The organism is Streptomyces doebereineriae (assembly GCF_031845645.1).
Lineage (GTDB): Bacteria > Actinomycetota > Actinomycetes > Streptomycetales > Streptomycetaceae > Streptomyces > Streptomyces canus.
In genome coordinates this window covers 453,287-470,854 of the sequence record NZ_JAVREZ010000004.1, presented here as the reverse complement: position 1 = coordinate 470,854, position 17,568 = coordinate 453,287, and the positions used below count along the sequence as shown (strand labels likewise).

18 protein-coding genes are annotated in these 17,568 nt (G+C 69.0%); 15 read left to right on the top strand and 3 right to left on the bottom strand.

Annotation, left to right across the window (positions count from 1 at the left end):
- The first annotated feature begins 49 nt into the window (after positions 1-49).
- The 15 genes from prmC (at position 50) to RNB18_RS14965 (ending at position 13,792) form a co-directional block, all read left to right on the top strand.
- Positions 50-889, top strand: coding sequence for a peptide chain release factor N(5)-glutamine methyltransferase (gene prmC / locus RNB18_RS15035; protein WP_057612086.1), 840 nt, complete (start codon positions 50-52; stop codon positions 887-889).
- A gap of 52 nt (positions 890-941) precedes the next feature.
- The gene (locus RNB18_RS15030) at positions 942-1,589 is read left to right on the top strand and encodes an L-threonylcarbamoyladenylate synthase (RefSeq protein WP_069765550.1); all 648 of its coding nucleotides are present in this window, start codon (positions 942-944) and stop codon (positions 1,587-1,589) included.
- Positions 1,586-2,257: an arsenate reductase/protein-tyrosine-phosphatase family protein gene (locus RNB18_RS15025; protein WP_311714579.1), complete on the top strand. Its 672-nt coding sequence runs from the start codon at positions 1,586-1,588 to the stop codon at positions 2,255-2,257. Before RNB18_RS15030 ends, RNB18_RS15025 begins: the two co-directional genes overlap by 4 nt.
- 177 nt (positions 2,258-2,434) lie before the next feature.
- Complete coding sequence (locus tag RNB18_RS15020) at positions 2,435-3,676, top strand: serine hydroxymethyltransferase (protein ID WP_311714578.1); 1,242 nt, start codon at positions 2,435-2,437, stop codon at positions 3,674-3,676.
- Positions 3,677-3,805: 129 nt separating this feature from the next.
- Complete coding sequence (locus RNB18_RS15015) at positions 3,806-5,119, top strand: MraY family glycosyltransferase (protein WP_311714577.1); 1,314 nt, start codon at positions 3,806-3,808, stop codon at positions 5,117-5,119.
- A gap of 309 nt (positions 5,120-5,428) precedes the next feature.
- Positions 5,429-5,860, top strand: coding sequence for a hypothetical protein (locus RNB18_RS15010; protein ID WP_057612081.1), 432 nt, complete (start codon positions 5,429-5,431; stop codon positions 5,858-5,860).
- 225 nt (positions 5,861-6,085) lie between these two features.
- A complete protein-coding gene (gene atpB / locus RNB18_RS15005; protein WP_266526968.1) occupies positions 6,086-6,910 on the top strand; it encodes a F0F1 ATP synthase subunit A in 825 nt (274 codons plus the stop codon).
- Positions 6,911-6,987: 77 nt separating this feature from the next.
- Complete coding sequence (locus RNB18_RS15000) at positions 6,988-7,218, top strand: ATP synthase subunit c family protein (RefSeq protein ID WP_031040683.1); 231 nt, start codon at positions 6,988-6,990, stop codon at positions 7,216-7,218.
- A gap of 42 nt (positions 7,219-7,260) precedes the next feature.
- Positions 7,261-7,812, top strand: coding sequence for a F0F1 ATP synthase subunit B (locus tag RNB18_RS14995; RefSeq protein WP_311714576.1), 552 nt, complete (start codon positions 7,261-7,263; stop codon positions 7,810-7,812).
- Positions 7,809-8,624, top strand: coding sequence for a F0F1 ATP synthase subunit delta (locus RNB18_RS14990; protein ID WP_311714575.1), 816 nt, complete (start codon positions 7,809-7,811; stop codon positions 8,622-8,624). The genes RNB18_RS14995 and RNB18_RS14990 overlap by 4 nt, the downstream gene beginning before the upstream one ends.
- 125 nt (positions 8,625-8,749) lie before the next feature.
- Entirely contained in the window at positions 8,750-10,342 is a 1,593-nt protein-coding gene (gene atpA, locus RNB18_RS14985) for a F0F1 ATP synthase subunit alpha (RefSeq protein ID WP_057612078.1), read from the top strand.
- A gap of 20 nt (positions 10,343-10,362) precedes the next feature.
- Positions 10,363-11,280, top strand: a complete 918-nt coding sequence (locus RNB18_RS14980; protein ID WP_059211387.1) for a F0F1 ATP synthase subunit gamma — start codon at positions 10,363-10,365, stop codon at positions 11,278-11,280.
- Positions 11,280-12,716: a F0F1 ATP synthase subunit beta gene (atpD, locus tag RNB18_RS14975; protein WP_057612076.1), complete on the top strand. Its 1,437-nt coding sequence runs from the start codon at positions 11,280-11,282 to the stop codon at positions 12,714-12,716. The genes RNB18_RS14980 and atpD overlap by 1 nt, the downstream gene beginning before the upstream one ends.
- Before the next feature lie 112 nt (positions 12,717-12,828).
- The gene (locus RNB18_RS14970) at positions 12,829-13,203 is read left to right on the top strand and encodes a F0F1 ATP synthase subunit epsilon (RefSeq protein ID WP_007384727.1); all 375 of its coding nucleotides are present in this window, start codon (positions 12,829-12,831) and stop codon (positions 13,201-13,203) included.
- Between the two features lie 142 nt (positions 13,204-13,345).
- Entirely contained in the window at positions 13,346-13,792 is a 447-nt protein-coding gene (locus RNB18_RS14965) for a DUF2550 domain-containing protein (protein WP_057612075.1), read from the top strand.
- A 7-nt stretch (positions 13,793-13,799) separates the two neighbouring features.
- Here RNB18_RS14965 and RNB18_RS14960 read toward each other — a convergent pair whose 3' ends face one another.
- From RNB18_RS14960 to RNB18_RS14950, 3 genes are all read right to left on the bottom strand, one after another.
- Positions 13,800-15,623, bottom strand: coding sequence for a glycoside hydrolase family 18 chitinase (locus RNB18_RS14960; protein ID WP_311714574.1), 1,824 nt, complete (start codon positions 15,621-15,623; stop codon positions 13,800-13,802).
- Positions 15,624-15,741: 118 nt separating this feature from the next.
- Entirely contained in the window at positions 15,742-16,383 is a 642-nt protein-coding gene (locus RNB18_RS14955; protein WP_311714573.1) for a response regulator transcription factor, read from the bottom strand.
- Positions 16,380-17,543, bottom strand: coding sequence for a sensor histidine kinase (locus RNB18_RS14950; RefSeq protein ID WP_311714572.1), 1,164 nt, complete (start codon positions 17,541-17,543; stop codon positions 16,380-16,382). The genes RNB18_RS14955 and RNB18_RS14950 overlap by 4 nt, the downstream gene beginning before the upstream one ends.
- Positions 17,544-17,568 lie beyond the last annotated feature (25 nt).

Genomic DNA, 17,568 nt, shown 5'->3' with positions numbered 1-17,568 from the left:
GACTTGCGTGCAGCCATCATTTGGGGGACGACCCCCAAACCCCCGCGGCTTGCTGCTCGCAGAGGTGGCCCAGGCCACCCAGCGGCTGGCCGACGCCGGCGTGCCCTCGCCGCGCAACGACGCGGAGGAACTCGCCGCGTTCGTGCACGGCGTGAAGCGGGGCGAGCTGCACTCCGTGAAGGACGCGGACTTCGACGCCCGCTACTGGGAGACCATCGCGCGCCGTGAGCAGCGTGAGCCGCTCCAGCACATCACCGGGCTCGCCTACTTCCGGTACCTCGAACTCCAGGTGGGGCCCGGTGTGTTCGTGCCGCGGCCCGAGACGGAGTCCGTGGTCGGCTGGGCCATAGACGCGGTACGCGCGATGGACGTCGTCGAGCCGTGCATCGTCGACCTGTGCACCGGCTCCGGCGCCATCGCGCTCGCCCTCGCCCAGGAGGTCCCGCGCTCCCGCGTGCACGCCGTGGAGCTGTCCGAGGAAGCCCTGCGGTGGACCCGTAAGAACGTCGAGGGGTCGCGGGTCGACCTGCGGCAGGGCAACGCCCTGGACGCCTTCCCCGACCTCGACGGCCATGTCGACCTGGTCATCTCCAACCCGCCCTACATCCCGCTCACCGAGTGGGAGTACGTCGCTCCCGAGGCCCGGGACTACGATCCCGAACTCGCCCTGTTCTCGGGGGAGGACGGCCTCGACCTCATCCGCGGTCTGGAACGGACCGCACACCGGCTCCTGCGCCCGGGCGGCGTCGTCGTCATCGAGCACGCCGACACCCAGGGCGGCCAGGTGCCGTGGATCTTCACCGAGGAGCGGGGCTGGGCCGACGCGGCCGACCACCCCGACCTCAACAACCGCCCCAGGTTCGCGACGGCCCGCAGGGCGATGCCGTGAGCCGCACTCCCCAGACTTCAGAGCAGTACGTGTACGAGGAGGCCCGCTAGATATGGCACGGCGATACGACACCAACGACGCGACGGACCGCACGACCGGTCTGCGCGAAGCCGCGTCCGCCGTCCGCCGTGGCGAGCTCGTGGTCCTCCCGACCGACACGGTGTACGGCATCGGCGCCGACGCGTTCTCCTCCGAGGCCGTCTCCGACCTTCTGGAGGCCAAGGGCCGGGGCCGCAACATGCCCACCCCCGTGCTGATCGGCTCCCCGAACACCCTCCACGGTCTCGTCACCGACTTCTCCGAGCTGGCCTGGGAGCTCGTCGACGCCTTCTGGCCGGGCGCGCTCACCCTCGTCGCCAAGCACCAGCCGTCCCTGCAGTGGGACCTGGGTGACACGAGGGGCACGGTGGCCGTCCGTATGCCGCTGCACCCGGTCGCCATCGAGCTGCTGACCGAGGTCGGCCCCATGGCGGTCTCCTCCGCCAACCTGACCGGTCACCCGGCACCGGAGGACTGCGACGCCGCCCAGGAGATGCTCGGCGACTCGGTCTCCGTCTACCTGGACGGCGGACCGACCCCCGGTAACGTCCCCTCCTCGATCGTCGACGTCACCCGCGAGGTGCCCCTGCTGCTGCGCGCGGGCGCGATCTCCGCGGACGAGCTCAGGAAGGTCGTACCCGACCTCGAGGTGGCGAATTGACGGCCCCTGACGCGGGGCGTGGCATATGGGACGGGGAAGAGACGCGGACCTTCACAGGGCTCCCGCATGACAGCTTCCGCATCCTCCACGTCAGCACCGGCAACGTGTGCCGCTCACCGATCACCGAGCGGCTGACCCGGCATGCCCTGGCGGACCGGCTCGGCGACCCGCTGTGGGGCGGCGTGGTCGTGGAGAGCGCGGGGACCTGGGGCCACGAGGGCGCGCCCATGGAGGCCAACGCGGAGACCGTCCTTGCCGAGTTCGGCGCGGACGCCTCCGGCTTCATGGGCCGGGAACTGCTGGACGAACACGTGATCATGGCGGACCTGGTCCTGACCGCCACCCGCGACCACCGTCAGCAGGTGATCTCGATGGGCCACTCGGCGGGCCTGCGCACCTTCACGCTGAAGGAGTTCACCCGGCTGGTGAAGGCGATAGACACGGCGACCCTGCCGCCCCTCGAGGAGGGCCTGGTGATCCGCGCACGCGCCCTGGTCCGCGCGGCGGCGGCTCTACGCGGGTGGCTCCTGGCCCCGACCGCCGAGGCCGACGAGGTCTTCGACCCGTACGGAGCACCGCTGCCCTTCTTCCGCTCGATCGGCGACGAGATAAACGAGGCGCTGGATCCGGTGGTGACGGCGCTGACGGGGGTTCCTGCGCGCGCGTGACGCAGGGCGGGACCCGAGCCGGCGGGAGTCCGGCGCGTTGGGGATGGGCTGAACGAGGCGCTGGATCCTGTCGTCACCGCGCTCACGGGTGTACCCGCAAGGACGTAACGACCGGGCACCTCACGGGCCCCGGGCCTACATTGGACGTACGTCACCGTCGACGCCCCGGAGTTCACCATGTCGGTCACCCATGCGCCCCAGACCGCCGACGTCCTCACGCGGCAGGACCCCGAGCTGGCCGAGATCCTGCTCGGGGAGCTCCATCGGCAGTCGTCGACGCTTCAGCTCATCGCCGCCGAGAACTTCTGCTCCCCGGCCGTACTGGCCGCGCTGGGCTCTGCGCTGGCCAACAAGTACGCCGAGGGATATCCGGGCGCCCGGCACCACGGCGGCTGCGAGATCGTGGACGTCGCCGAGCGGCTCGCCGTGGACCGGGCGAAGTCCCTGTTCGGCGCCGAGCACGCCAACGTGCAGTCCCACTCCGGCTCTTCGGCGGTCCTGGCCGCCTACGCCGCGCTCCTGCGCCCCGGCGACACCGTCCTCGCCCTCGGCCTGCCCTACGGCGGCCATCTCACCCACGGCTCGCCCGCCAACTTCTCCGGCCGCTGGTTCGACTTCGTCCCCTACGGCGTCGACGCCGAGACCGGGCTCATCGACCACGACCAGGTCCGGACACTGGCCCGCACCCACCGGCCCAAGGCGATCGTGTGCGGCTCCATCGCCTATCCCCGGCACATCGACTACGCCTTCTTCCGCGAGGTCGCCGACGAGGTGGGCGCGTATCTGATCGCCGACGCCGCGCACCCCATCGGGCTCGTCGCCGGGGGAGCGGCGCCCAGTCCGGTGCCGTACGCCGACGTCGTCTGCGCCACCACGCACAAGGTGCTGCGGGGCCCCCGCGGCGGAATGATCCTCTGCGGCGGCGAACTGGCCGAGCGGGTCGACCGGGCCGTCTTCCCGTTCACGCAGGGCGGCGCGCAGATGCACACCATCGCGGCCAAGGCGGTCGCGTTCGGCGAGGCGGCGACACCGGCGTTCGCCGCGTACACCCATCAGGTGGTGGCCAATGCGAGGATCCTCGCGGCCGCGCTGGCCGACGAGGGGATCGTCGTCACCACCGGCGGGACCGACACCCACCTCGTGACGGCCGATCCGGCGCCCCTCGGCGTCGACGGACGCACGGCGAGGGGACGGCTCGCGGCCGCCGGCATGGTCCTCGACTGCTGTGCGCTGCCTCACGCGGACACCCGCGGACTGCGCCTCGGCACCGCCGCCGTCACCACCCAGGGCATGGCGGAGAAGGAGATGGAGAGGATCGCCGCCCTGCTCGCGGGGGTCGTGCGCGGCGACGTCGAGAGCGTCAGGGCACGTGAAGAAGTGCGGGATCTGGTCGGTGGATTTCCGCCGTATCCGGCCTGAGCGGGGGTATCCGCACCTGCGGGCACAGCCGCACATGCAACCATCGGCTCTACCCGGAAGTCCCCAACCATATGCGTGCGTCGCTAGGGTGTGGGGCGGAGATGGCCAGCGAGACCTGTGGGGAAGCCTGTGCGTGAATACCTGCTGACGCTCTGCATCACGGCCGCGGTGACGTATCTGCTGACAGGGCCGGTACGGAAGTTCGCGATCGTGGCCGGAGCGATGCCGGAGATCAGGGCCCGTGACGTGCACCGGGAACCGACTCCGAGGCTCGGCGGTATCGCCATGTTCTTCGGACTGTGCGCGGGCCTGCTGGTCGCCGACCACCTGACCAACCTCAGCGAGGTCTTCGAGAAGTCGAACGAACCGCGCGCCCTGCTCTCCGGAGCGGCCCTGATCTGGCTGATCGGTGTCCTGGACGACAAGTTCGAGATCGACGCCCTGATCAAGCTGGGCGGCCAGATGATCGCCGCGGGCGTGATGGTCATGCAGGGTCTGACGATCCTGTGGCTGCCCATCCCCAGCGTCGGCTCGGTCGCGCTGACCCAGTGGCAGGGCACCCTGCTGACGGTGGCGCTCGTCGTCATCACCATCAACGCGGTGAACTTCGTCGACGGCCTCGACGGTCTCGCGGCGGGCATGGTCTGCATCGCGGCGGCGGCGTTCTTCCTGTACGCGTACCGGATCTGGTACTCGTACGGCATCGAGGCGGCCGCCCCGGCGACGCTGTTCTCGGCGATCCTGATGGGCATGTGCCTGGGCTTCCTGCCGCACAACATGCACCCCGCGCGGATCTTCATGGGCGACTCCGGCTCGATGCTCATCGGCCTGGTGCTGGCCGCGGGCGCGATCTCCATCACCGGGCAGATCGACCCGGACGCCCTGAAGCTGTTCGCCGGGTCCGAGAAGGCGGCCGTGCACCAGACGGTCCCCGTCTACATCCCGCTGCTGCTGCCGCTGAGCATCATCGCGGTGCCGGCCGCCGACCTGATCTCGGCGATCGTGCGCCGGACCTGGCGCGGTCAGTCGCCGTTCGCCGCCGACCGCGGGCACTTGCACCACCGGCTCCTGGAGATCGGGCACTCGCACAGCCGCGCGGTGTGGATCATGTACTTCTGGTCGGCCCTGATCGCGTTCGGCTCGCTCGCCTACTCGGTGAACTCCGCGTCCATGTGGATCGTGCTCGGCGTCGTGTTCCTCAGCGCCATCGGTCTCGTGCTGCTCCTGCTGCCGCGCTTCACCCCGCGCGTCCCGGTGTGGGCTCAGGCCATCGTGCCGCCGCGCTACCGCCGTCGGCGTCCCGTGGCCGCGGAGTCCATGGAGTCCGTGGAGGTGGAACAGCGCACCCCGGTCGCTGTCGGGGTGGCGGGTGTCAACGGCGCCACCGCGCTGAGGGCTCGTTCGCACGCCCCGGAGAGGCCCAAGGCCGAGACCTCGCGCTGACGCCCAAGGTAAGAATCTGACTAAAGCATTGCCAACGCGTGGGAGTTCGGCGGGGCGACAAACTGCCCTTATACCAGACAAGTCGCCCGCGTTTCCGCACAGACGCGCAGCTTCACTCTCATGTGTGACAGCGAGCACACCATCTAGGTAAAGACCGCATCAAATAGTTTGTGATACGGTTCACGAGAACCCAGGGCGGAGCCGAAGGACCGTAGTGCGACGGTCCATTGGCGTGAGGGTCACCCTCAGCCCGGGACTACGCTCGTCCATGACGACACCCTGCCCCCCTTTGAAAGCGGAGTTGCCGCCATGCCGTCCAACGACGTCCGGATCCTGGCTCAGGCCGCCGTGCCCACGGCTGCCGTCGGCGCTGTTGCCGCCGTCGTCAGTGGTGTGGTCGCCGGTGGCAAGGGTGCGATCGGGGCGGGGGTGGCGACGCTGATCGTGATCCTCTTCATGGGTATCGGCCTCTACGTCCTGCAGCGCACTGCCAAATCGCTTCCGCACCTGTTCCAGGCAATGGGCCTGATGCTCTACACGGCTCAGATCCTGCTGCTGTTCGTCTTCGTCGCGGTGTTCAAGAACACCACGCTGTTCCACCCCAAGGCTTTCGCTCTCACGCTCGTCGTCGGCACCCTCACCTGGATCGCCGCACAGACACGCGCCCACATGAAGTCCAAGATCCTCTACGTCGAACCCGATTCGGGCACCAAGCCCGAAAAAACGGGGCACTCGTCGTGAGAGGTAGGGCCGGGATAAATGCGACTGAGAGACCCTGCTATCGTCCGGTGCCAACTGCGGCATCGCGGGCGCGGGCATCCGAGCTGACGCCTGCTCGAACGCGAGGCTCGATGCCCCCCGGCCGCCCCCACATCCGTTACACCAGTCCCGTGCCGAACTGCGGCCTACCGCCGCGCCGACACAACGAGGTTGCCGTACCTATGCGCCACGACGAAGGAGCCCGCGGTGAGTGCTGACCCGACGCAGACGCTCGCTTTCGACACGAGCTGTCACCTGTTCGACGGGTGTGGCTTCCCGGCTCCGGGCCTGCACTCGTTCATGTTCGAGCCCCTCTGGGGCGACGCGGACGGCAACGGCCTCTACTTCAACAAGCCGATGCTGCTCGCCCTGCTCGGCTCCGTCATCATCGTGGGCTTCTTCTGGGCCGCCTTCGCCCGGCCGAAGGTCGTCCCCGGCAAGCTCCAGATGATCGCCGAGGCCGGCTACGACTTCGTCCGCCGCGGCGTCGTCTACGAGACGATCGGCAAGAAGGAGGGCGAGAAGTACGTTCCGCTCGCCGTCTCGCTGTTCTTCTTCATCTGGATGCTGAACCTGTGGTCGATCGTCCCGGTCGCCTCCTTCCCGGTGACGTCGATCATCGCCTACCCGGCCATCCTGGCCGCGGTCGTCTACGTCACCTGGGTCTCGCTGACCTTCAAGCGGCACGGTTTCGTCGGCGCCTTCAAGAACTTCACCGGCTACGACAAGTCGCTGGGCGCGGTGCTCCCGCTGTCGATGACGATCGAGCTCGCCTCGAACCTGCTGGTGCGTCCGTTCACGCACGCGGTGCGACTCTTCGCGAACATGTTCGCCGGCCACACCCTGCTGCTGCTCTTCACGATCGCCAGCTGGTACATGCTCAACGGCATCGGCATCGCCTACTCCGCCGTCTCGTTCGTGATGGTCATCGTGATGACGGCCTTCGAGCTCTTCATCCAGGCGGTCCAGGCGTACGTCTTCGTCCTCCTGACCTGCACCTTCATCCAGGGCGCGCTCGCCGAGCACCACTGAGCACCGCCCCCGCCACACCCCAAGAGACATCCGGTGGCCAACCCCCACCGGTCACTGAAAGAGAAGGAAGAACCGGCATGTCCGCTCTCCAGACCCTCGCTGCGGTCGAAGGCAACCTCGGCTCCATCGGTTACGGCCTCGCCGCGATCGGCCCGGGCGTCGGCGTCGGCATCATCTTCGGCAACGGCACCCAGGCCCTCGCCCGCCAGCCCGAGGCGGCCGGCCTCATCCGCGGTAACCAGATCCTCGGCTTCGCGTTCTGTGAGGCGCTGGCCCTCATCGGCCTCGTCATGCCGTTCGTCTACTAAGACGAACCACGACGACAGCCCCATTCGACGAAAGGCACTGATGTGAACCACGCACTGGTTCAGCTGGCGGCCGAGGCGGAGAAGGAGAATCCCCTCATTCCGCCGTGGCCGGAGCTTGTCATCGGCCTGATCGCCTTCGTCATCGTCTTCGGCTTCCTCGCCAAGAAGCTCCTCCCGACCATCAACAAGGTTCTGGAAGAGCGTCGCGAGGCCATCGAGGGCGGTATCGAGAAGGCCGAGGCCGCGCAGACCGAGGCCCAGAGCGTCCTTGAGCAGTACAAGGCACAGCTCGCCGAGGCCCGCCACGAGGCAGCGCGTCTGCGCCAGGAGGCGCAGGAGCAGGGCGCCACGCTCATCGCCGAGATGCGCGCGGAAGGCCAGCGGCAGCGCGAGGAGATCGTCGCCGCCGGTCACTCGCAGATCGAGGCCGACCGCAAGGCCGCCGCGTCCGCGCTGCGCCAGGACGTCGGCAAGCTCGCCACCGACCTGGCCGGCAAGCTCGTCGGTGAGTCCCTCGAGGACCACGCCCGGCAGAGCCGCGTGATCGACCGCTTCCTCGACGACCTCGAGGAGAAGGCCGAGGCCGCGCGATGAACGGAGCGAGCCGCGATGCCCTGGCAGCCGCACGCGAGCGTCTCGACGCGCTGACGGACAACACGTCCGTGGACGCCGGCTCGCTCGCCGACGAGCTGGCCGCCGTCACCGCGCTGCTCGACCGCGAGGTGTCGCTGCGTCGGGTCCTGACCGACCCGGCGCAGGCCGGCGAGGCCAAGGCCGAACTGGCCCAGCGCCTGATCGGCACGCAGGTCGGCGGCCCCGCCACCGACCTGGTGTCCGGCATGGTGCGCTCCCGCTGGTCGCGCTCGCGTGACCTGGTGGACGCGCTGGAGGAGCTGGCCGACGCCGCCGACCTCACCGCCGCGCAGCAGCGGGGCAAGCTCGACAACGTCGAGGACGAGCTGTTCCGGTTCGGCCGGATCGTCGCCTCGAACACCGAGCTGCGCGCCGCGCTGACCGACCGCGCCGCAACCGCCCCGGCCAAGCGTGAGCTGCTCGGCAGCCTGCTCGGCGGCCGCGCCGATGCGACGACCGAACGTCTGGTGACGCGCCTTGTGGCCGCGCCCCGGGGACGTAGCCTGGAGGCGGGACTGGAGTCCCTGTCCAAGCTCGCCGCCGAGCGCCGGGACCGCATGGTGGCCGTCGTCACCTCGGCGGTTCCGCTGAGCGACCAGCAGAAGCAGCGTCTGGGCGGTGCCCTGGCGAAGCTCTACGGCCGCCAGATGCACCTCAACCTCGACGTGGACCCCGAGGTCCTCGGCGGGATCCGGGTGCAGGTCGGCGACGAGGTCATCAACGGCTCCCTCGCGGACCGCATCGAGGACGCCGGCCGCCGCCTGGCGGGCTGACAGCAACTTCATAGCAGTACGTACTTACGACGGCCCTGGTTGGGCCGTACATGAAGAATCCTGGGGGTCGCCCCCAGACCCCCAAAGTGAAACTTCGGGCCCAACAAGGAGAGCAGGGAACCCAGATGGCGGAGCTCACGATCCGGCCGGAGGAGATCCGGGACGCGCTGGAGAACTTCGTCCAGTCGTACAAGCCGGACGCGGCCTCGCGCGAGGAGGTCGGTACGGTCACCCTTGCCGGCGACGGCATCGCGAAGGTCGAGGGTCTGCCCTCGGCCATGGCCAACGAACTGCTGAAGTTCGAGGACGGCACCCTCGGCCTCGCGCTCAACCTGGAAGAGCGCGAGATCGGCTGCGTCGTCCTCGGTGAGTTCAGCGGCATCGAGGAGGGTCAGCCGGTCTCCCGTACCGGTGAGGTCCTCTCCGTGGCCGTCGGCGAGGGCTACCTCGGCCGCGTCGTCGACCCGCTCGGCAACCCGATCGACGGCCTCGGCGAGATCGAGACCAGCGGTCGTCGTGCCCTTGAGCTGCAGGCTCCGGGCGTCATGGCCCGTAAGTCGGTGCACGAGCCGATGGAGACCGGCTACAAGGCCGTCGACGCGATGACCCCGATCGGCCGTGGCCAGCGTCAGCTGGTCATCGGTGACCGTCAGACCGGCAAGACCGCCCTGGCCGTCGACACGATCATCAACCAGCGCGACAACTGGCGCTCCGGCGACCCGAAGAAGCAGGTCCGCTGCGTCTACGTCGCCATCGGTCAGAAGGGCTCGACCATCGCCTCCGTGCGTGGCGCCCTGGAAGAGGCCGGCGCGCTGGAGTACACGACCATCGTCGCCGCCCCGGCGTCCGACCCGGCCGGCTTCAAGTACCTGGCGCCGTACACCGGTTCGGCCATCGGCCAGCAGTGGATGTACGAGGGCAAGCACGTCCTCATCATCTTCGACGACCTCTCGAAGCAGGCCGACGCCTACCGCGCCGTGTCCCTCCTGCTGCGCCGCCCGCCGGGCCGTGAGGCCTACCCGGGTGACGTCTTCTACCTGCACTCCCGTCTGCTGGAGCGCTGCGCGAAGCTCTCCGACGAGCTGGGTGCCGGCTCGATGACCGGTCTGCCGATCGTCGAGACCAAGGCCAACGACGTCTCGGCGTTCATCCCGACCAACGTCATCTCCATCACCGACGGCCAGTGCTTCCTGGAGTCGGACCTGTTCAACGCCGGTCAGCGCCCCGCGCTGAACGTCGGTATCTCCGTCTCCCGAGTCGGTGGTTCCGCGCAGCACAAGGCGATGAAGCAGGTTTCCGGCCGTCTGCGCCTGGACCTCGCCCAGTACCGTGAGCTGGAGGCGTTCGCCGCCTTCGGTTCCGACCTGGACGCCGCGTCGAAGGCGCAGCTGGAGCGCGGTCAGCGACTGGTCGAGCTGCTCAAGCAGGCTCAGTACCAGCCGATGGCCACCGAGGACCAGGTCGTCTCCATCTGGGCGGCCACCACCGGCAAGCTGGACGAGGTCCCGGTCTCCGACATCCGCCGCTTCGAGAAGGAGCTGCTGGAGTACCTGCACCGCAAGGAGCAGGGCCTCATGACCTCCATCAAGGAGGGCGGCAAGATGTCGGACGACACGCTCACCGCCATCGCCGACGGCATCGCGGACTTCAAGAAGCAGTTCGAGACCTCGGACGGCAAGCTTCTCGGCGAAGACGCGCCGGCCGCCACGGCCAAGTGACGACGGAAGGGACCTGACTCATGGGAGCCCAGCTCCGGGTCTACAAGCGTCGCATCCGATCCGTCACCGCGACCAAGAAGATCACCAAGGCGATGGAGATGATCGCCGCCTCGCGCGTCGTCAAGGCGCAGCGCAAGGTGGCGGCCTCCACGCCGTACGCGCAGGAACTGACGCGTGCGGTCACGGCGGTCGGTACCGGCTCGAACACGAAGCACCCGCTGACCACGCAGGCCGAGACGGTCGTGCGCTCCGCGGTGCTGCTCCTGACGAGCGACCGTGGTCTTGCCGGTGCCTTCAACTCCAGCGCCATCAAGACGGCTGAGAAGCTCACCGAGCGGCTGGAGCGCGAGGGCAAGGAGGTCGAGATCTACATCGTCGGCCGCCGTGGTGTCGCGCACTACAACTTCCGTGAGCGCAAGATCACGGAGTCGTGGGGCGGCTTCACCGACCAGCCCACGTACGCGGACGCCAAGAAGGTCGCGGCGCCGCTGATCGAGGCCATCGAGAAGGACACGGCCGAGGGCGGCGTGGACGAGCTCCACATCGTCTTCACCGAGTTCGTCTCGATGATGACGCAGACGGCGCTCGACGACCGTCTGCTCCCGCTCAGCCTCGAGGACGTGGCGAAGGAGGCCGCCCCCCAGGGCGAGATCCTCCCGTTGTACGACTTCGAGCCCTCGGCGGAGGACGTCCTCGACGCCCTTCTGCCGCGCTACGTCGAGAGCCGTATCTACAACGCGCTGCTCCAGTCGGCCGCCTCCAAGCACGCCGCCACGCGGCGCGCGATGAAGTCGGCCACCGACAACGCGGGAGACCTGATCACCAGCCTCTCCCGACTTGCCAACGCGGCCCGCCAGGCCGAAATCACCCAGGAAATCAGCGAGATCGTCGGTGGCTCCGCAGCCCTGGCCGACGCGTCCGCGGGGAGTGACAGGTAATGACGACGACAGTTGAGACGGCCGCTGCCACGGGCCGCGTCGCCCGGGTCATCGGCCCGGTCGTCGACGTGGAATTCCCCGTCGACGCGATGCCGGAGATCTACAACGCTCTGCACGTAGAGGTGGCCGACCCGGCCCTCGACGGTGCGAAGAAGACGCTGACCCTGGAGGTCGCCCAGCACCTGGGTGACGGCCTGGTCCGCACCATCTCCATGCAGCCCACCGACGGTCTGGTCCGCCAGGCCGCGGTCACCGACACCGGTGCCTCCATCACCGTGCCGGTCGGCGACTTCACCAAGGGCAAGGTGTTCAACACCCTCGGTGAGGTGCTGAACACCGACGAGAAGTACGAGGGCGAGCGCTGGGGCATCCACCGCAAGGCCCCGAACTTCGACGAGCTCGAGTCGAAGACCGAGATGTTCGAGACCGGCGTCAAGGTCATCGACCTTCTCACCCCGTACGTCAAGGGTGGAAAGATCGGTCTGTTCGGTGGTGCCGGCGTCGGCAAGACGGTGCTCATCCAGGAGATGATCTACCGCGTCGCCAACAACCACGACGGTGTCTCCGTGTTCGCCGGTGTCGGTGAGCGCACCCGTGAGGGCAACGACCTCATCGAGGAGATGGCGGAGTCGGGCGTCATCGACAAGACCGCCCTGGTCTTCGGCCAGATGGACGAGCCCCCGGGCACCCGTCTGCGCGTGGCCCTCGCCGGTCTGACCATGGCGGAGTACTTCCGCGATGTGCAGAAGCAGGACGTGCTGTTCTTCATCGACAACATCTTCCGCTTCACCCAGGCCGGTTCCGAGGTCTCGACCCTGCTCGGCCGGATGCCCTCCGCGGTGGGCTACCAGCCGAACCTGGCCGACGAGATGGGTCTCCTCCAGGAGCGCATCACCTCGACCCGTGGTCACTCGATCACCTCGATGCAGGCGATCTACGTCCCCGCGGACGACCTGACCGACCCGGCCCCGGCCACCACGTTCGCCCACCTCGACGCGACGACGGTTCTCTCCCGTCCGATCTCGGAGAAGGGCATCTACCCGGCCGTGGACCCGCTGGACTCCACGTCCCGGATCCTGGACCCGCGCTACATCACGGCGGACCACTACAACACCGCCATGCGTGTCAAGGGGGTCCTGCAGAAGTACAAGGATCTCCAGGACATCATCGCCATCCTCGGCATCGACGAGCTCGGCGAGGAGGACAAGCTGGTCGTCCAGCGTGCCCGCCGCGTGGAGCGCTTCCTGTCCCAGAACACCCACGTCGCCAAGCAGTTCACCGGCGTGGACGGCTCGGACGTGCCGCTGGACGAGTCGATCACCGCGTTCAACGCGATCATCGACGGCGACTACGACCACTTCCCGGAGCAGGCGTTCTTCCTGTGCGGTGGCATCGAGGACCTCAAGGCCAACGCCAAGGAGCTCGGCGTCTCCTGAACTCACTGAGTTCGACTGAGGGGGCGGGGCACGTCCCGCCCCCTCATTCACGCCCACTAGACTTGTAACCAACACCCGGCCGAATCGCCGGGTGGTGACCCGAGGAGCCACCTTGGCTGCTGAGCTGCACGTCGCGCTGGTCGCGGCCGACCGAGAGGTCTGGTCCGGCGAGGCCACCCTGGTCGTCGCGCGCACCACGTCCGGCGACATCGGCGTCATGCCCGGTCACCAGCCGCTGCTCGGTGTGCTGGAGTCGGGCCCGGTGACCATCCGTACGAGTGATGGCGGGACGGTCGTCGCCGCGGTGCACGGCGGTTTCATCTCGTTCGCGGACAACAAGCTGTCGCTGCTGGCCGAGATCGCCGAGCTGTCGGACGAGATCGACGTCCAGCGCGCGGAGCGGGAGCTGGAGCGCGCGAAGGCGGAGGGCGACGCCGCCGCCGAGCGTCGCGCGGACGTACGACTGCGTGCGGCGACTGCGCGCTGAACCAGCGCGGAGCCGTATGACGTTCCTCAGCCGCGGCCGGCACCGGAGTGATCCGGAGCCGGTCGCGGCTGAGGCAGATCTGGATGTTTTTTCCGTTCCGTTACCTATTGAAGGTACCTAGGAGACGAGGAGGTCGGTGTCGATGGTCCTCGCTCTGACTGTGTGCGGAATCGTCGTGGCCCTGGTGGTGCTGGGGCTGTTCGTCTTCGGTCTGCGGCGCAGACTCATCCAGCGCTCCGGCGGTACCTTCGACTGTTCCCTGCGCTGGGACGTGCCGGAGAAGACCGACACCAGCGGCAAAGGCTGGAGCTACGGCGTCGCCCGCTACAACGGCGACCGAGTCGAGTGGTACCGCGTCTTCTCCTACGCCTATCGCCCGCGCCGGGTGCTGGAGCGTGCCGCGATCGAGGTCGCCGGCCGTCGCCTGCCCGAGGGCGAGGAGGAGCTGGCGCTGCTCTCCGACCACATCGTGCTGACCTGTCTGCACCGGGGCACGCGTCTCGAGCTCGCCATGAGCGAAGACGCGCTGACCGGTTTCCTCGCGTGGCTGGAGGCAGCCCCGCCCGGACAGCGCGTCAACGTCGCTTAGCGGCCCGTTACGACAGCCCGCTGTTGATGGCGCTCACCAGCTCTCCGTTACCGGTGTCGCCGCTGAACTCCCAGAAGAACGCTCCGCCCAGGCCCTGGTTCTTGGCCCAGGTCATCTTGCCGGCGATCGTCGCGGGGGTGTCGTAGGACCACCAGTTGTTTCCGCAGTAGGCGTACGCCGTGCCGGCGACGGTGCCAGTGGTGGGGCAGGACGTCTTGAGGACCTTGTAGTCCTCGATGCCCGCCTCGTAGGTGCCGGGTGCCGCGCCGGTCGCCGAGCCTCCGGGGGCGGCCTGGGTGACGCCGGTCCAGCCGCGGCCGTAGAAGCCGATGCCGAGCAGCAGCTTCTTCGAGGCCACGCCCTTCGACTTCAGCTTGGCGATCGCGTCGGCCGAGTTGAAGCCCGCTGTCGGGATGGCGGCGTACGAGGTCAGCGGGGAGTGCGGGGCGGTCGGACCGTCCGCGTCGAAGGCGCCGAAGTAGTCGTACGTCATCACGTTGTACCAGTCGGCGTACTGGGAGGCGCCGCCGTAGTCGGCCGCGTCGATCTTGCCGCCGGAGGAGCCGTCGGCCGTGATGGCCGCGGTGACCAGGTAGCTGGAGCCGAACTCCGAACGCAGCGCCCCCATCAGGTTCTTGAAGGCGGCGGCCCCGCTGGTGTCGCAGGTCAGACCGCAGGCGTTCGGGTACTCCCAGTCGATGTCGATGCCGTCGAAGACATCCGCCCAGCGCGGGTCCTCGATGACCGACTTGCAGGAGGCGGCGAAGGCGGCGGGGTTGGCCGCGGCCTGCGCGAAGCCGCCGGAGTAGGTCCAGCCGCCGAAGGAGTAGAGCACCTTGATGTGCGGGTACTTGGCCTTGAGCTCACGCAGCTGGTTGAAGTTGCCGCGCAGCGGCTGGTCCCAGGTGTCGGCGACGCCGCTGACGGACTGGTCGGCGGTGTACGCCTTGTCGTAGGCGGCGTAGGTGTCGTCGACGACGCACTTGCCGTCCTTGACGTTGCCGAAGGCGTAGTTGATGTGCGTGATCTTCGAGGCGGAGCCCGAGGTCACCAGGTTCTTGACGTGGTAGTTGCGGCCGTAGACGCCCCACTCGGTGAAGTACCCGAGCTTGACCTTGGAACCGGTGGGCGGCGGGTCGGTGGTGCCGCCGGTGGTGTGCACGGCGACCGCGCCGCCGGCCGGTCCGGTCTGGTCGGCGGTGTCACGGGCCTGGACCGTGTAGGAGTAGTCGGTGCCGGCGGTCAGACCGGTGTCCGTGTACGAGGTCGTCGTCACGGTCGCCACCTTGGCACCGTCGCGCAGCACGTCGTAGTTCTTGATGCCCTTGTCGTCGGTGGCGGCGCTCCAGGCCAGCTTCACCGAGGTGTTGGTGATGCCGGAGGCGGTCGGGGTGCCGGGGGCCGACGGGGGCGCGTCTCCTGGAGTGCTGCCGCCGTCACAACTGCCGCCGTTCAGCTTGCAGTTGGCGGGGGATCCGCTGCCGGCGCCGTTGAAGCCGAAGGAGACGGAGGCGCCTGGGGCGAGGGTGCCGTTCCACGACTTGTTCTTGGCGGTCCAGTGGGTGCCGGACGAGGTGACGTCGGCGTCCCAGGCGGAGGTGACGGAGGTGCCGGAGGGAAAGTCCCACTCGACGGTCCAGGAACTGAGGCTGGTGGTACCGGTGTTCTTCACCGTCCACTTGCCTTCGAAGCCGGTGCCCCAGTCCTGGGTCTTGGCGTAGGTGGCGGTGGCGGAGGTCGCGGCCTGGGCGGGGCTCGCGAGGCCGACCAGGCCGGCGAAGGGGAGCAACAGCGTCGCGAACCCTGCCGCGGCTCTGTGTCTGAAGCGCATCGTGCGCCTCCTAGGGGAGTTGGGGGCGTGACTGAGCCTTCACACCCACGGTGCCGCGAGAATAGAAAGGTCTGGACCACGGGTCAATAGGTCTGGACCACTCTGGTGCAAGACGCAACTAGACACCCAACTCCTGTGCCAGTACGGCCGCTTGCACCCGGCTGCGCAGCTCCAGCTTCCCCAGCAGACGGCTGACGTGCGTCTTCACCGTGGCCTCCGCCATGTCGAGGCGGCCGGCGATGTCGGCGTTGGACAGGCCCTCCCCGAGACAGGACAGCACCTCGCGTTCCCTGCGGGTGAGGGTGTCCAGGACGGCCGGATCGGCGCTCGTCCCGCGGACCGGCCTGGCGGCGAACTCGGCGATCAGACGCCGGGTGACGGCAGGGGCGACGATTCCCTCCCCCCGCGCCACCGTGCGCACGGCGGTGATGAGGTCCTTGGCCTCCGTGTTCTTCAGCAGGAAACCGGCGGCCCCGGCCCGCAGGGCCCCGAACACGTACTCGTCGAGATCGAAGGTGGTCAGCACCAGGACGTCCGCGAGCCCTTCCCCGACGACCTGCCGGGTCGCCGACACCCCGTCCAGACGCGGCATCTGAATGTCCATCAGCACGAGATCCGGCCTCAACTCGCGTGCCAGCACGACCGCCTGCTCACCGTCCGCCGCCTCGCCGACCACCTCGATGCCGGGGGCGCTGCGCAGAATGAGGACCAGCCCGGCGCGGACGGAGGACTGGTCCTCGGCGACGAGGACGCGGATCATTCGGGGACTCCTTCACGCAGGGGCAGGGTGGCGCGTACGGTCCAGTGCGGCCCGTCGGGACCGGCGTCGAACGTGCCGTCGAGCAACGCGGCCCGCTCGCGCATCCCGACCAGCCCGGCGCCGGAACCGGGGGCGCGGGGCCCGTCCCGGTCGCCGTACGGACTGCTCACCGCGACGGTCAGGTCACCGTCCCGCTCCGCGAGGCTCACTCGGACCCGGCCCGGACACGCGTGCTTGAGGGCGTTGGTCAGGGACTCCTGGACGATGCGGTAGGCGGCGAGTTCGACGGGAGCGGGCACGGCGCCGTGGTGGCGGGCGTCCAGGGTGACGTCCAGACCGTTGGCTCGGGCGCCGTCGACGAGGGCGGCGAGACCGTCGAGGGTGGGGACGGCGGAGGGCTCGTGGTCGCCGTCGCGCAGGATGCCGATCAGCCTGCGCATCTCGGCGAGCCCGTCGACGCTGTTCTCCCGGATCACCGAGAGCGCCTCCCGGGAGGTCGCGGGGTCGTCGATGGACAGCGCGGCCGTGGAGTGGATGGCGATCGCCGACAGGTGGTTGGCGACCATGTCGTGCAACTCCCGTGCCATCCGGGCGCGTTCGGCGGTGACGGCCTGCGTGCGGTCCATCTCGGCGACCAGCGCGGTCTGTTCGGCGCGCAGCCGGGCGGCCTCGGCGGCGTCACGGTGGTTGCGCACGATCCACCCGGTGGCGGCCGGCGCGTACGCCACGACACCGACGACCACGCCGATCAGCAGCGCCTCCGGCACCCGCCACACCGCGAACGGCACCAGCGTCCCGGCCACGGTCAGCAGACCGGTGATCCACTGGATGCGGCGGGCCGAGGCGAGCGGACCGTAGAGCACGGCCGCGTAGACGACGTCGGTGAACATCAGGATCGTGGCGAGGTTGCCCTGGGTCACGAGGTCGGCGCAGATCGCGGCGGTGCCGGTCAGCAGGGCCGTGCGGGGCGCCGTCCGGCGCAGCAGCTCGCAGCCGGCCAGCACGGTGAGCGGCACGAGGACCGGCCGGGGGCCGTCGAAGAGGGTGATCGGGTCGCTGGACGGCCGGGTGCCCAGACCGATGCCGACCAGCAGCAGGCCGCCGAGCAGCCCGCCGACCGCGATGTACACGTCGAAGCGGTGCGGGCGGGGGAGGGCCATGGCTCCATCCAACACGGTGTCCGCG